Below are 17,219 nucleotides of genomic sequence, written 5' to 3' on the forward strand. Positions count from 1 at the left end.
GGTGCGGCCCAGCGCCTCCACCACCCGTTCGAACGGCAACTCGGTGCGGCCGAGCGCCGCCAGGTCGGCTTCCCGCACACTCCGCAGCAGCTCGGCGAAACTCGTTCGGGCGTCGATCTCGGTGCGCAACGCCACCGTGTTGACGAACATGCCGACCAGATCGTCGAGTTCACGTTCCCCGCGCCCGGCCACCGGCGCGCCGACGACGATGTCGGACTGTCCGGACAGCTTCGCCAGCAGCACCGCGAAGGCGGCGTGCATCGTGGAGAACAGGGTCGTCCCGTGTGCTCGCGCGACACCGGCCAGCTGCGCGACCAGCGGCTGATCGAAGGCGAAGTCGACCGTCGCACCGCGCATCTCGCGGCGGGCGGGACGCGGCCGGTCGGTGGGCAGCGCCAGCTGCTCGGGCGCGCCGGCCAGGCGGTCGCGCCAGTAGCCGAGCTGTTCGGACAGCACGCTGTCCGGGTCGGTCTCGGCGCCGAGTACGGTCCGCATCCATTCGCTGTAGTCGGCGTACTGGATCGGCAGCGGACTCCACTGGGGCGCGGTTCCGGCCAACCGGCTGGTGTAGGCCGCGATCAGATCGCGGGTCAGCGGGGCCATCGAATAGCCGTCGGCACTGATGTGGTGGACCACCACGACGAGGATGTGCTCGTCGTCGGCCACCCGCAGCAGACGCACCCGCACCGGTGGGGCGGCCGTGACGTCGAAGCCGACGGCGACGATCTCGGCGATGCGCTCGTCGATCTCGTCGCGCCGCACCGGCATCGGCTCGAGGCCGACCGGCGTGGCGGGCAGCACCTCCTGCACCGGTTCCGGTTCGCCGGAGGTGGTGCGGGCTTCCGGATACCGGGTGCGCAGGATGTCGTGGCGCTGCACCAGATCCGCGAGCGCGGCCCGGAGGGCGTCGAGTTCCAGCGTCCCGGTCAGGCGCAACGCGACCGGCACGTGATAGGCGGCCGAATCCGGGGCGAGCCGGTTCAGCACCCACATCCGCTGCTGGGCGAGCGACAGCGGTACCGGCACGCCGGTGGTCCGCGGCCGCAGCGGTGGACGGACATCCCGCTCGGCCGCATCGATCCAGGCGGCCAGCGCCGCGACGGTCGGCGCGGTGAAGACCGCGGCGACCGGCACCCGCACGCCCGAGGCCGCACCCAGCCGCGCGGCCAGGCGGGCGGCCGCGAGCGAGTTGCCGCCGAGTTCGAAGAAGTCGGTGTCGGCGCCGATGGGCGACTCGCCGTCGGCGGACCGCCCGACGATATCGGCGAATTCCGCCGCCACCAGGCGTTCGGTCTCGGTATCGGGCGCCCGGAACTCGGCCTCGGACAGCACCGGGGCGGGCAGCCGGTCGCGGTCGACCTTGCCGTTGGCGTTGAGCGGCAGCGCGTCCAGCACCACCACGGCCGCAGGCACCATGTATTTCGGCAGTTCGCTGCCGAGCGCCGCGCGCAGCGTGCCCGCGTCGACATCGGCGCCGGGCACCGCCGCGTAGGCGATCAGGCGCGGTCCCGCGTTGCCGTCGGTGCGGGCCACCGCGACCGCGGCCTCGACGCCGGGCCGGCGCAGCAGGGCCGCCTCCACGTCGCCGAGTTCGATCCGGAAACCACCGATCTTGACCTGGAAGTCGGCCCGCTCCAGATACTCGAGCAGCCCGTCGGCGCGGCGGCGCACGATATCGCCCGTGCGGTACATGCGGCCGCCGTGGAAGGGATCGGCGACGAAACGGCCCGCCGTGAGCGCCGGTTGTTCCGCATAACCGCGGGCCAGCTGGTCGCCGGCCAGATACAGCTCGCCGGGCACGCCCGGCGGCACCGGCCGCAGCCGCCGATCGAGCACATAGGTCCGGCTGTTCCACACCGGCGCGCCGATCGGCACCACCGGCTCCGGATCGGCGCCGACCCGGTGCGAGGTGATCGAGACGGCGGTTTCGGTGGGACCGTAGAGGTTGAACAGCGTTGCGTCGCAGCGTGTTCCGAACTGGCGCGCCGTCGACTGCGGCAGCGCCTCACCGATCGCGAGGACGGCCCGCACCGTCTGCGGCAAGCCGATCTCGTCGGCCAGCAGCATGCCCAGCAGCGAGGGCACCGTGAACAGGATGCTCACCCGGTGCCGCCGCATGAGCTCGCGCAGGTGGTCGGGATCGCGTTCGCTGCCCGGCTCGCTGATCACCAGGGCTCCGCCGCTGACCAGCAGCGACCAGAACTCCCATACCGACAGGTCGAAGGTCGCGGGCGTCTTGAGCAGCGCGCGGTCGGCACTGTCGATGCCGAATTCGCTACGCAGCCACAGCAATTGGTTGACGATCGCGCCGTGCGAGATCGCCACGCCCTTGGGGCGTCCGGTGGAGCCGGAGGTGAACACGACGTAGGCGGTATTCGACGGCCGCAGCGGCGCGAGCCGATCGGCGGCGGTGATCGGCGTGCCCGGATACGCGGACAGATCCGTACCGGGATCCACCGTCGCGATGTCGTCACCCACGCCCGGCACCGCACCGCCGCCCAGGACGCACACCGGCCGCGCGGTCTCGACGATCTGCGCGATCCGATCGGCCGGATGGTCGGGATCGATCGGCACATAGGCGCCGCCGGCCTTGGCCACCGCGAACATGGCGATCACCAGATCGACCGAACGGCGCAGCGCCAGCACCACAGTCGTCTCCGGGCGCACGCCGAGGCCGATGAGGTGACGGGCCAGGCGGTTGACCCGGACGTCGAAGTCGCGATAGCTCAGTTCGGCGCCGGCCGCGTCGATCAGCGCCACCGCCGCGGGATTCGCGGCGACCCGGGCATCGAACAGATCCACCAGCGTCGCCTCGGGAACCTCCCGCGCGGTCCGATTGCCGTCCTCGATCACGAACCGGTACTGCTGCTCACCGAGCAGGTCGAGATCGCGAATCCGGGTCGCGGGCGCGGCGGCCACCGCATGTAGGACGCGGTTCACCTGCGCGGCGATCCGCTCGGCGGTCTCGGCGGTGAACAGATCGGTCGCATAGCCGAGAGCCAGCTCGATGCCGGCCGGGACTCCGGACTCGGTGTGGTGGTCGACGGCGAACAGATGCAGATCGAATTGCGCTGTCGTGCTGTCGGATTCGACCTCGGTGACGGTCAGGCCGGGTAGTCGCAGGGTGGCGCGATCGTGGTTCTGGAACGACAGACCCACCTGCACCAGCGGATGCCGAGCGGTCGAGCGGCGCGGATTCAACACCTCGACGAGGCGTTCGAACGGCACATCGGTATGCGAGAGCGCGGCGATATCGGTGGCGCGCACGCCGTCGAGCAGCGTGTCGAAGCGCGCGTCCACATCGACCGCGGTCCGCAACACCACGGTGTTGACGAACATGCCGATGACCTCGTCCAGCGCGGCGTCGTTACGCCCCGCGACGGGCGTGCCCACCGCGATGTCGCCGGTATCGCAGAGCCGGGCCAGCACCGCCGCGAACGCCGCGTGCACGACCATGAACACCGTGGCGCCGGCGCTGCGGCCCACGCCGGCCAGCCGCCGGTGCACCGCGGCGTCGACGGCGAATTCGACGCGGCGGCCGTACAGGCTCTGCCGGGCCGGGCGAGGCCGGTCGGTCGGCAGGTCGAGCTGATCCGGCAGCCCGGCCAGCGTCTCGCGCCAGAACGCGATCTGCCGGGCGGCCACCGATTCCGCGTCGTCCTCGGCGCCCAGCAGACGCTTCTGCCACAGCGCGTAGTCGGCGTACTGGATCGGCAGCGGCGACCAGCCGGGCCCGTCGGACCGGACCCGTGCCTCGTAGGCGCGCATCAGATCGGCGACGAACGGCACGATCGAGGATCCGTCGGCGCAGATGTGATGCAGCACCGCCGCGAGCACATGCTCGTCGGGGGCGAGTTCGAACACCCGCACCCGCACGGGCACGTCGGTGGTGACGTCGAATCCGGTGCCGAACAACTCCCGGATTCGTTGCGGCAGTGCGTCTTCGGCGACCGGCACGGCCGTCGTGTCGATGTGGACCCGCTCGACCGGCAAGATCACCTGCGCCGGTTCGCCGCCGATCTCGGGGTAGACGGTACGCAGCGATTCGTGCCGCGCCACGACATCACGCAGTGCCGCGGCGAGGGCCTGCTCGTCCAGGTCGCCGGACAGGCGCAGCGCCAGCGGAATGTTGTAGGCGGCCGAGGCGCGGTCGAACCGGTTGAGGAACCACATCCGCTGCTGCGCCGGCGAGAGCGGCAGCCGGGCCGGGCGCGCACCGGCGACCAGGGCCGGCCGGTCACCGCCCGTCAGTGCCGCCACCGCGAGATCGGCGACCCGCGGATTCTCGAACAGCGTGCGCACCGGGACGCTCACACCCAGGGCCGCGCCGATGCGGGCGACGGCCTTGGCCGCCGAGAGCGAGCTGCCGCCGAGGGCGAAGAAGTCGTCGTCGGCGCCCACCGCCCGGTCGGTGCCGAGTTCGCCGAGCACCTCGGTGAACACATCGGCCACGATCTGCTCGGCGGCGGTCGCCGGCCGGCGGTAACCGACCGTCTCGAACACCGGCGCCGGAAGGGCGCGCACGTCGAGCTTTCCGTTGACGGTCAACGGAATTCGGTCGACCGCGACCACGGCGGCCGGAACCATGTGCTCGGGCAGCCGCTCGGCGACCGCGCGGCGCACCGACGCCACGTCGAGGTCGGCGCCCACCGCATATCCGACGATCCGGGCCTCGGCTCCGTCGTCCGCGCGGACCACGACCGCGGCCTGTGCCACCGCGTCCACCGCCATCAGCGCGGCCTCGATCTCGCCGAGTTCCACCCGGAAGCCGCGCAGGTTGACCTGGTGGTCGGCGCGTCCCAGATATTCGAGGTCACCGGTCGCGGTCCACCGCGCGAGGTCACCGGAGCGGTAGGCGAGTGAACCCGCCGTCCCGTAGGGGTCGGCCACGAAGCGCCCCGCGGTCAAGGCGGGCCGCCCCAGATATCCGCGGGCGAGTTGTCCGCCGGAGACGTAGATTTCGCCCGGCACACCCACCGGCACCGGCCGCAGCCGCGAATCGAGCAACCGCACGGTCAGACCCGGCAGGGCGCCTCCGATCACCCCGGCCGCACCGGTGCGCGCGTCGATCGGCCGGAACGACACGTGCACCGTCGTCTCGGTGATGCCGTACATATTGATCAGCCGCGGTGTGTGCGGATACCGCGCCAACCAGTCCCGCAGCCGCGCCGGCTCCAGCGCTTCGCCGCCGAAGATCACACAGCGCAGCCGGTAGTCGGCCGGAGCGTCGGCCAGGTCCGCGCTCATCAGCTGGTAGAACGCCGAGGGCGTCTGGTTGAGGACCGTCACGCCCTCATCGATCAGCAGCTCCCGGAATTGCTGCGGCGACCGGGAGGTGAAGTAGTCGACGACCACGATCCGGCCGCCGTGCAGCAGCGCACCCCACAGTTCCCACACCGAAAAGTCGAAGGCGTAGGAGTGGAACAGCGTCCACACATCGGAGTGGTCGAAACCGAATCGCTCGCGGGAATTGTCCAGCAGCCGAATCACATTGGCGTGCGGAATCTGCACACCCTTGGGTCGGCCGGTGGAACCGGAGGTGTAGATGACGTAGGCGGTGTTGTCCGGGCGCAGCGGCGAGCGGCGGTCGGCATCGGTGATCGGCGCGGTGTCCAGCTCCTGCCAGGACACGGTGTCCAGATCGATTACCGGGCCGTCGAACCAGCCGCGGGCCGGGCCGTCCGTACCGGTGATCGCGCACACCGGCCGGGCGTCGGCGAGGATGTATTCGATCCGGTCGCCGGGGTAGTCCGGATCGATCGGCAGATAACCGGCGCCGGATTCGACGACCGCGAGCAGTGCGACGATCAGGTCGGCCGAGCGTGGCAGCGCCACGGCGACAAGTGTTTCCGGACCGGCGCCGGCCGCGATCAGGCGCCGGGCGAGGCCGTGGGCACGGTCCTCGAGTTCGCCGTAGGTGAGGGCCGCGTCGCCGGCCCGCACCGCGACGGCCGTTCGGTCCGCCCGCGCGGCCGCCGCGAAACGCGCTGCGATGGTGGTCGTTTCGGAACGATCGTCGCCGCTGACGGACCATTCGTACAGCGCGCGATGCTGTTCCTCGGCGCTGAGCAACTGGATGTCGCCGACCACGACGGTGTGGTCGTGGCTGACCGCGGCCAGCACCTGCTCGAAGCGCCGGGCCAGCTCCGCGATCGTCGACGCATCGAAAAGATCGGCGGCATAGGTGATCTCGACCGACATCCCGCCCGCACGACCGTCGTCGTCGATGGACTCGACCAGCGTGAACTGGAGGTCGAACGCGACGGCGGCCGCGTCGACCGCCTCGGGCGTGACGTGCAGCCCCGCCAACTCGACCTCGGGCAGGGTGAAGTTCTGGAAGGTCAGCGCCACCTGGAACAGCGGATGACGGCTCGCCGTGCGGGCCGGCGCCAGCATCTCCACCACCTGCTCGAACGGCACGTCCACCTGCGACAGGGCCGAAATATCCTGCGCGCGAACGGTATCGAGCACGGTGTGGAAGTGCTCACGACTGTCGATCTCGCTGCGCAACACGATGGTGTTGACGAACATGCCGACCATCGGGTCCAGCGCGGCCTCGCCGCGCCCGGCCACCGGGGTGCCGATCGCGATATCGGAGGTGCCCGACATGCGCGACAGCAGCACCGCCAGCGCGGCATGCACCGTGCTGAACAGGGTGGTCTCGTGTTTGCGGGCCAGTTCGCCCAGTTCGCTGTGCAGATCGGAGTCGATCTGGAAGCGGTGGCTGCCACCGCGGTACGACGGTGTCGCGGGACGCGGCCGATCGGTGGGCAGGTCCAGCTGTTCCGGCAGCCCGGCCAGGCGGGTGCGCCAGAATTCGCGCTGGCGGGACAGTTCGGATTCCGGATCGGCCGGATCGCCGAGGACTTCCGCCTGCCACAGCGTGTAGTCGCGGTAGCGCACCGGCAGGTCCTGCCAGCCGGGCGCGCGTCCGTCGCGGCGCGCGGCGTACGCGGCCGTCACATCCGCGGCCAAGGGGCCCAGGGAAAGGCCGTCCGCGCAGATGTGATGCAGGACCAGCAGCAGTACGTGATGATCAGCGGACAGCGCGAAAAGCTCGGCGCGCAAGCCGGTTTCGACGGTGAGGTCGAATTCGGTGGCGCAGATCCCGGCGATGCGCTCGGCCAGCGTCTGCTCGCTCACCGCGGCCACGCGCAATGCCGGGATGTGCGCCGCGGCGGGCTCGACGACCTGCACCGGCCCGTCCGCGGTATCGGGGTAGCGGGTGCGCAACGTCTCGTGCCGCTCCACCACATCGGCCAGGGCCGCGCGCAGGGCGTCGATATCCAGTGCTCCGCGCAATCGCAGCGCCAGCGGGATGACGTCGACCGCGGCGGCCGCCCGCTCGTCGGCGCGGAAGCGGTTGAGGAACCAGATCCGCCGCTGCACCGCCGAGAGCGGCACCTGCTCCGGCAGCGTGCGCGCGGTCAGCGGCGCGCGCGCACCGGTGCCGGCCAGCAGCTCGGCCCGCGCCGCCAGCTCGGTCACCGTGGTGGCCTCGAACAGCAGGCGAACCGGCAGCTGCGTGTCCAGAGCGGCGCCGATGCGGGCCAGCACCTGGGTGGCGAGCAGCGAATTGCCGCCGAGGTCGAAGAAATCGTCGTCGCGCCCTACGCGCTCGGCGCCCAGCACCTCCGCGAAGACCTCGGCGACCACGGCTTCGGCCGCCGTCGCCGGCGCGTGATATTCGCGCGCCTGCCAGACCGGATCGGGCAGGGCGCCGCGGTCCAGCTTGCCCGAGCCGTTGAGCGGGAACGCGTCGAGTACGACGTAGGCCGCGGGGAGCATGTAGGCCGGTAGTCGCTGCGCCAGTGTGGCTTTCACCGCGTCGATATCGATGCCTGCGCCGTCGGCGGGCAGCAGATACGCGACCAGCCGGTCACCGGTCTGCGGATCGTGGCGAACGATCACCACGGCCTGTGCGATCTCGGGCACGGCGGTGAGCGCCGCTTCGATCTCGCCCAATTCGATGCGCAGGCCGCGCACCTTGACCTGAAAGTCGGTGCGGCCCAGATACTCCAGTTCACCACGCGGGTTCCACGCCACCAGATCGCCGGTGCGGTAGAGCCGCTCCCCGGTACCGAACGGATCGGCCACGAACCGTTCGGCGGTGATGTCGGGGCGGCCGACGTACCCTTCGGCCAGTTGCGTGCCGGCCAGGTACAGCTCACCGGCGACGCCCACCGGCACCGGCCGCAGCCGCGCGTCCAGCACGTACAGCCGGGTGTTGAACACCGGGCGGCCGATCGGCACGGTCGCGGTGTCGGTGTCGACGACCTCGTGGCCAGTGACGTCGACCGCGGCCTCGGTCGGCCCGTAGAGGTTGTGCAGTCGCGCACCGGTGACCGCCCGCAGGCGCTGCGCGACCTCCGCGGGTAGCGCCTCACCGGAGGCGAACACCGTCCGCAGCGAACCCGGCCGCGCGTGCGCGAGGAACACCGCGAGCATCGAGGGCACGAAATGCGCCACCGAAACGTGTTCGGCGCGAATCAGTTCGGCGAGGTAGGCGGGGTCGCGATGGCCGTCGGGCCGGGCCACCACGAGCCGGGCGCCGACCTGCAACGGCCAGAAGAACTCCCACACCGACACGTCGAAGGTCGCCGGAGTCTTCTGCAGTACGACGTCGGCGGCGGCCAGTTCGTACTCGGCCTGCATCCACACCAACCGGTTCACGATCGCCCGGTGGCTCACCGCCACACCCTTGGGTTTGCCCGTCGAGCCCGAGGTGAAGATGACATAGGCGGGATGGCCCGGCCGCAGCGGTCGCAGCCGGTCGGCGTCGGTGAGCGGCGCCGACGAGTAGTCGCCGGTGTCGAACAGGTCGATATCGAGGACCGCGCAGTGACTGACCAGACCGCTCGTATCGAGATCGAGCCCATCGGTGGAGCGGGTCAGCACGCACACCGGCCGCGCGGTGCGCAGTACGTCACCGATGCGCCGGGCGGGATGGTCGGGGTCGAGCGGTACGTAGGCGGCGCCCGCGGCGACCACCGCGTACATGGCGACCACCAGATCGTCGCTGCGGCGGATGCCCAGGGCCACCGTGCGGCCGGGGCCGACGCCGATCGAAACCAGCAGCCGCGCCAGTCGATTCACCCGCGCCGAGAAGCCGGCATAGGTCCATTCGGCGCCCTCGAAGCGCAGGGCGACGGCATTCGGGCTGCGCCGCGCCTGCTCGGCGAACAGGTCGGCCAGTGTGGTCGCCGGCACCTCGTGGGCGGTGTCGTTCCATGCGCCGAGGATTTCTTCGCGTTCGGCGGCCGACATCGGTTCGATATCGCCGATGGGCCGTTCCGGCTGTGCGAGGAGGGCTTCCAGTACCAGGCGGAACCGGCGCGCGAATCCCGCGACGGTCGGCTCGTCGAACAGGTCCGTCGCATATTCGAAGACCGCCGCCAGGCTGCCGTCGGCCGCTTCCTCGGCCGTCAGGTGCAGGTCGAATTTGGCGGTGCCGGAATCGAGTTCGAGCGTCGTCGCGCGCAGCCCCGGCAGTCGCGGTTCGCCGGCGGCGGCCTGGCGCAGATCCAGCATCACCTGGAACAGCGGGTGCCGGGCCGCCGAGCGCATCGGATTCAGCACCTCGACCAGACGCTCGAACGGAACGTCGCGGTGGGCGAAGGCGCGCAGGTCGCCCTCGCGCACGGCGTCGAGCAGTGCGGTGAACGAGGACTCGGGCGCGACGTCGGCGCGCAGCACCAGCGTATTGACGAACATGCCGACCAGATCGTCGAGCGCGGCCTCACCCCGGCCGGCGATCGGCGTGCCGATCGCGATATCGCGCTGCCCGGACAGTTTCGCCAGCACCACCGCGAAGGCGGCGTGCAGCGCCATGAAGAAGGTGGCGCCGGTCCGCTCGGCCCGCTCACGCAGCGCGGAGACGGTCTCGGCGGGCACCGCGAAGCGGTATCGGGCGCCGCGGCCCGTCGCCGTCGCCGGCCGCGGCCGATCGCCCGGCAGGGCCAGCACGTCGGGCAGGCCCGCCAGTTCGCCTGCCCAGAACCGGATCTGCTCGGCGATGGGTGAATTCGGATCGTCCTCGGAGCCGAGCACGGCCCGCTGCCAGAGCGCGAAGTCGGCGTACTGCACGGGCAGCGGCAGCCACTGCGGCGCCCGGCCGGCCGTGCGCGCGGCATAGGCCTGCATCAGATCCCGCGTCAGCGGCGCGATCGACCAGCCGTCCGCGGCGATGTGGTGAATGGAGACGACGAGCACGTGCACATCGGCGGCGCTACGCAGCAGCGCCGTCCGAATCGGCGCCTGGTCGCGCACCGCGAAGGCGACGGCCGCCTCGGCCCGCAGGCGCTGCGCCAACTCGTCCTCGGGCACCGGCTGCGGCGCCAGGTCGACCACCACGTCCGCCGGGTCGAGTACCTGCTGGAAGGGCACGCCGTCGACGGCGGGATACCGGGTACGCAGGGCCTCGTGCCGCGCCAGCACATCACGCACCGCCGCGGCGAGGGCGGTGACATCCAGCTCGCCCCGCAGCCGGATGGCGGTGGTCAGATTGTCGACCGCCGATTCGGTGTCGAACTGGTTGCGGAACCACATCCGCTGCTGCGCGTAGGACAGCGGCAGCCGCTCCGGCCGTGGTCCGGCGGTCAACGCGCGATGCCGGCGGGGAGACGAATCCCGCAGTCGCCGGGCAAGATTCGCGACCACCGGGTGCTCGAACAGCAGGCGCACCGCGACCTCGCGGTCCAGCGCCTCGGCCAGCCGGGCCGACACCTGGGTCGCCACCAGCGAATTGCCGCCGAGGGCGAAGAAGTCGTCGTCGAGCCCGACCTGTTCGGCGCCCAGCACAGCGGCGAAGACCGCCGCCACGGCCTTCTCCTCGGCGCTCTCCGGCGCACGGAACCGTTCGGTGGCCAGTACCGGATCGGGAAGGGCGGCGCGATCGAGTTTGCCGGAGGCCGTCAGCGGCATGGCCGCCAGCGCGACGTAGGCGCTGGGCACCATGTACGACGGCAGCCGATCCCGCAGCCTGCTTTCGGCGAGGGTCCGCGGATCGCCGTCGCACACCGCATAGGCCACCAGCAGATCGCCGGCCCGATGCCGGTACACCCGCACCGCCGCCGCGTCGATGCCGGGCGTGGCCAGCAGCGCCGCCTCGATCTCGCCCAGTTCGATGCGCTGGCCCCGCACCTTCACCTGGAAGTCGCTGCGCCCCAGATATTCCAGATCCCCGTTGCGGAGGCGGCGCACCAGGTCGCCGGTGCGGTACATGCGAGCACCCGCGGGGCCGAACGGATCGGCCACGAATCGCTGGGCGGTCGCACCGGTCCGGCGGTGGTACCCCCGGGCGACCTGCGCACCGGACAGGTACAGCTCGCCGATCACCAGATCGGGGACGGGCCGCAGCTGCCGGTCGAGCACCAGAATGTGGCTGTCGCGCACCGGCTTACCGATCGGCGCGGGACCGATGCGGTCCGGCGCAACCGGCGCGTGGGTGGCGTGCACGGTGAATTCCGTGGGCCCGTACAGATTGTGCACGGCGGCATCGCTCACCGCGGCGAACGCCCGCACGGCCTCTCCGTTGAGGGCCTCGCCGGCGACGAGAACACACCGCAGCGTGCGGATATCGGCCGGTGTCACGGTGTTCGCGAAAGTCGCCAGCAGCGACGGTACGAACGAGATCATGGTCACGGCGTGCCGGGCGATGGTCGCGGCCAGATACGCGGTGTCGCGATGCCCGTCGGGCGCGGCGACCACCAGCCGCGCTCCGCTGCCGAGCGGCGCGAACAGCTCCCATACCGAAACGTCGAAGGTCGCCGGGGTCTTGAACAGCACCACGTCCCGCTCACCGATCCCGTATTCAGCGGCGATCCAGGCGATCTGGTTGTCGAGCGAACCGCGCTGGACGGCAACGCCTTTCGGCGTTCCGGTGGAGCCGGAGGTGAAGATGACGTATGCGGTGTCGGCCGACCGCACCGGGGCGATCCGGTCGGCGTCGGTGAGCGGGCGATCGGACATGCCGTCGAGCTCGAGCGCATCGATCGCGATTCGCGGAATGTCCAGATCGGGCGCATCCCCGGCGGTCAGCATGCATACCGGCGCGGCGGTCTCGGCCATCTGCCGCAACCGGGCCGTCGGCTGATCCGGGTCGACCGGTACGTACGCCCCGCCGGCGGCCAGCACGGCGTAGGCGGCGATCACCAACTCGGCCGACCGGCGCATCCCCAGGACGACCAGCGACTCCGGGCCGACGCCCGCGCCGACGAGATGGCGGGCCAGGCGGTTGATCCGCGCCGACAGTTCGGCGTACGTGTATTGCCGCTCGCCGTCGACCACGGCCACCGCATCGGGCCGCAGGAGGGCCTGCCGCTCGAACGCGGCGAGCACGTCGGGAGCCGTTTCCCCCGCGCCGCGGCGGCCGGCGTCGATCGTGCGCCGCAACTCGGCGGCGTCGAGCAGCGGCAGCCGGCCCACCACACGAGTGGGCTCGGCGACCACCTGGACGAGCAGTTGCCGCCACCACCGCGCATACGCCGCGATGGTGTCCGACTCGAAAAGATCTGTGGCGTAGGTGAACTCCGCCGTGATCCCCGCCGGTGCCGGACCTTCCCCGGGACCGGCACCGGCGAAGCTTTCGGTGACCGTCAGTTGAAGGTCGAACTTGGTCACCGCCGTGTCCAGGGTACTCGTCCGCACGGACAATCCGGGTAACTCGACGGCGATGTCCTGAGTGTCGGCCACACCCAGCATCACCTGGAACAACGGGTGGCGGGCCTGCGAACGGACCGGGTTCAGCGCCTCCACCAACTGTTCGAACGGCAGATCGGCGTGCGCGAAGGCGCCCAGGTCCACCGCCCGGACCCGTTGCAGCAGAGCGGTGAACGGTTCGTCGGCCGCCACTCGGGTGCGCAGCACCAGCGTGTTGACGAACATGCCGATCAGATCGTCGAGTTCGCGGTGACCACGCCCGGCCACCGGAGTGCCGATCACGATGTCGTCGCCGCCCGAGATCCGCGCGAGCAGCGCGGCCAGCGCGCCGTGCAGCACCATGAAGGTCGAAACACCTTGGGCACGGGCGAGTTCGGAGATCGCCGCGTGCAGGTCCGCGGGTAGGTCGAAGCGATAGGTGGCGCCCCGGCCGGCGGCCACCGCGGGCCGCGGCCGATCGGCGGGCAGGTCCAGCTGGTCGGGAATACCCGCCAGCGTGTGCGCCCAGTAGCCGAGCTGCTGGGCGGCCAGGGATTCGGGATCTTCGGAGATACCGAGCCGATCCCGTTGCCACAGCGCGTAATCGGCGTACTGCACCGCCGGCAGCGCCTCGGGGGCGTCGATACCCGACCGGCGGCGGGTATAGGCCGCGGCCACATCCCGCGCCAGCACCGGCAGCGAGAGTCCGTCCGCGGCGATGTGGTGCAGCACGATCGCCAGCGCGACATCATCGGCGGCGAGTTCGAAAATCGTCGCTCGCAACGGGATTTCGGCGGTCAGATCGAACCCGCGTGCCGCCAGGCGCGTCAACTCCGCGTCGAGGCCCTCCGCCGCAACGGTTTCCACCGCGAAGGACTCCGGCCCGACCTGCCCGGCGGGGAGAATATGCTGCCGGGCCACGAGCTCGTCGTCCGCCGGAAAGACGGTGCGCAACACCTCGTGGCGGGCCACCACATCGGCCAGGGCCGCTCGCAGGGCCTCGGTGTCCACCGCGCCGGTCATCCGGACCACGAACGGCATGTTGTAGCCGGCGCTGTCCTCCTCGAACCGGTTGAGGAACCAGATGCGCTGCTGCGCGGGCGAGAGCGGCAGCACCTGCGGTCGCGGCCCGGCGACCGGCCCGGCGCTCTCGTGCATGTCCTCGGTTTCGAAGGCGCGGTCGATCAGCTCGGCCAGCGCCTCGACCGTGGTGGCCTCGAACAGTTCCCGCACGGTCAGCGCGCAGCCGAGGTCGGCGTTCAATCGTGCCGCCACCTGCGTCGCGACCAGCGAATTACCGCCCAGGGCGAAGAAGTCGTCGTCGAGTCCGAGGCGCTCACGGCCGAGCACCTCACCGAACACCTCGGCGACCGCCCGCTCCGAGACCGACTGCGGGCGGCGGTACTGTCCGGCCGTCCGCTCGGGCGCGGGAAGCGCGGCCCGATCGAGTTTGCCGGAGGCGTTGACCGGCAGCGATGCCAGCATCACATATGCCGCCGGCACCATATAGCCGGGCAACTCGCGCGCGGCCGCGCCGCGCACGCGCGCCACGTCGACCGCGCCGGCGGTGGTCTCGACCAGATAGGCCACCAGTTGCGCACCGGTGCCGGCATCGTCGCGCACCACGACCACCGCGCGCGCGACCCCGGGCACCGCGCCGAGCACCGCTTCGATCTCGCCGAGTTCGATCCGCAGCCCGCGCAGTTTGACCTGAAAATCGGTGCGGCCCAGATACTCGAGCTCACCGTCGGCCGTCCAGCGGACCAGATCCCCGGTGCGATACATCCGCGCCCCGGGGCCGGCCTCCGTCTCACTGTCCGCGAACGGATCGGCGACGAACCGTTCGGCGGTCAGCTCCGGCCTCCCGACGTAGCCCCGGGCGAGCTGAACCCCCGACAGATACAGCTCACCCGGAACGCCGACGGGCACCGGCTGCAACCGTGCGTCGAGCACGTACAGCCGGGTGTTGAAAACCGGTGCGCCGATCGGCACACCGGTGGTATCGAGCGGGCCCACCTGATGCGCGGTGACATCGACCGCTGCCTCGGTGGGTCCGTACAGATTGTGCAGCCGCGCGCGCGGCGCCGCGGCCCGCAGTCGCTGCGCCAGTGGTCCGGGCAACGCCTCACCGGACGCGAACACCGCACGCAGCGAACTCAATTCGGAGGCGTCGACCACGCCGCCGAGGAAGGCCGCCAGCATCGAAGGCACGAAATGCGCGATGGTGACACCGAATTCGGCGATCACCGCGCGCAGGTAGGCCGGGTCGCGATGCCCGTCGGGCGTCGCCAGCACCAGGCTCGCGCCGACCTGCAACGGCCAGAAGAACTCCCACACCGACACGTCGAACGTGGCGGGGGTCTTCTGCAGGACGACGTCCGCGGCGGTGAGCCGGTAGGCGCTCTGCATCCAGACCAGCCGGTTGACGATCGCGGCATGGGTGACCGCGACGCCCTTCGGCCGCCCGGTGGAGCCGGAGGTGAAGATGACGTACGCGGGATGCTGCGGCCGCAGCGGCGAGATCCGCTCGGCGTCGGTCACCGGCCCCGCGGACAGCGCCGACAGGTCCAGTTCGTCGATGTCGATCCACCGGGTGTCACCGTCGCCGTGATCGCCGGCGGTGGTCAGCACGCAGACCGGCTTCGCGGTCTCGAGCACGTAGCCGATGCGTTCGGCGGGATGGTCGGGGTCCAGCGGCACATACGCCGCACCCGCCGCCAGTACCGCGTACATCGCGACCACGAGCTCCGGGGAACGCCGAATATGCAGCGCCACCGTGGTTTCCGGTCCGGCGCCGCGCGCGATCAGATAGCGCGCGAGCCGGTTGACCTCGGCCGCGAACCCGGCGTAGCCGAGGGTCCGCGATCCGCGCAGCGCGACGGCCTCCGGGGTCCGCGCCGCCTGGCGCTCGAACATCGACACCAGGGTCGCGTCCGCACCCGCAAGCGCGGCGATATCCACCTCGGTGGCATTCCAGATCCGGAGGCTGACCTCACGCTCCAGATCGGTCGTGACCGCGACCGACGACAGCGGCCGCTCGGGATCGAGGTCGACCAGCCGCTCCAGGAACCGCACGAAGCGGGCGTGATGGCGGGCGATGTCGTCGGCGCGGTACAGATTCGGGTTGGCCTCGAAGTCGACGTGCACCCGGTCGCTGTCGCCGTAGTAGACGTTGAGGCTCATATCCTCGACCGGCCCGGTCGAGAGCACGTGGTAGCGGCCGGTGGTATCGCCCAGGGTCAGGTCACTGCGGAACAGCATGATGTTGGCCAGTGGCCCGAACAGCGCGCGGCGGGTGGCCAGGCCTTCCATGCCGGCGTCGCGGCGGATGTCCTCGTGCCGGTAGCGCTGATGCCGCAGGGCCCCGGCCACCTCGACCCGGGTCTGCTGCAACAGCTGCGCCCAGGTGGCCTGCCCGACCTGCAACCGCAGCGGGACGATATTGGAGAGCATGCCGGCCGAGCGCCGCATGACGGCCGTCGTGCGGGCGGTCACCGGCAGGCTCAGCACCGCCTCGTCGCGTCCGGTCAGCCGGGCCAGATAGGCCGCGAAGGCCGCGAGCAACACCACGGCCGCAGTCGAATCATGCGCTGTCGCAAGGTCGTTCATTCGGGTGGCGATCTTGTCCGGCAGCCGGCGGCCGTAGACCAGGTTTCCGGCCGCGCGGGGTGCGCTGCGGCCGTTGAGCGTGGTCGCGCCGTCCAGATCGCGGACCCGCTCGCCCCAGTACCCGCGATCGGAGCCGAACCGGGTGCTGTCGCGGTAGCCGCGTTCACCCTCGACCAGCGATTCGAGGCTGCCGGCCTTGGCGGGTTCGGGTTCGATGCCGCGCAGCTCGGCGGTGTAGCGCTCGGCGACGCGCATGGTGTTGGTCAGGGCGCCGAATCCGTCGAGAACGATGTGGTGGGCGCGCAGATACCAGAACCAGCGCCGTTCACCGACCCGCAGCACGGCGCCGGCGAACAGCCGGTCCGTCAGCAGATCCACCGGCTGCGTGTAGTCCGCGCGCATCCAGTCGTGGGCCGCCGCGACCGGATCGGGGGCGTCGCGCAGATCGACCGGCACGATGTCGACGGGTAGCCGCGGGTCCACGCACTGATACGGCTCGCCGTCGACTTCGCCGAGCCGCACCACCGTGGACCCGAACTCCCGGGCCGCCTCGACCGAGACCTTTTGCAGCACTTCGACATCGAGGTCTCCGTGCACGTCGACGTACTGGGCGATGTTGATCGGAGTCCGCGGATCGAGCAGCTGGGCGTACCAGACGCCGAGCTGCGCCGGCGTCAACGGGAACGGCGACGGATCCGATGTGATCTCGGCGCCGTGACCTTCACCCGGACCGAAACCGCTCAACTCCGAACTCTGCACCAGAGCCTCCTCGTTTGACGAAATACCCAGCGACCGAACGCTTTTCGGGCAGCACGAAATAAGCCCCGGGCCCCGCGCGACGGCGCGGACCCTGGCTTTGCCACGGATGGTTCGGCGAATACACCTCACGCGATCGCGAAGGTGTGAAAGAGCGAAATGGTTTGTGTCTCAGTAATTTCGGTGAACCGGTGCGGTCACCAACTCATCCTCGA

The 17,219-nt window shown here is 70.9% G+C and carries 1 protein-coding gene (running past one end of the window); it reads right to left on the minus strand.

Going from position 1 to position 17,219, the window contains the following annotated elements:
• Positions 1 to 17,007 carry the 5' portion of a non-ribosomal peptide synthetase gene (locus tag NN2_RS13525; protein WP_063013606.1) on the minus strand. 651 nt of this gene lie to the left of the window's left edge, so 17,007 of the gene's 17,658 nt are visible here — the first part of the coding sequence; it begins with the start codon at positions 17,005 to 17,007; its stop codon lies off the left edge, out of view.
• Between the last annotated feature and the right edge of the window lie 212 nt (positions 17,008 to 17,219).

This window comes from Nocardia nova NBRC 15556, from assembly GCF_001613005.1.
GTDB lineage: Bacteria > Actinomycetota > Actinomycetes > Mycobacteriales > Mycobacteriaceae > Nocardia > Nocardia nova.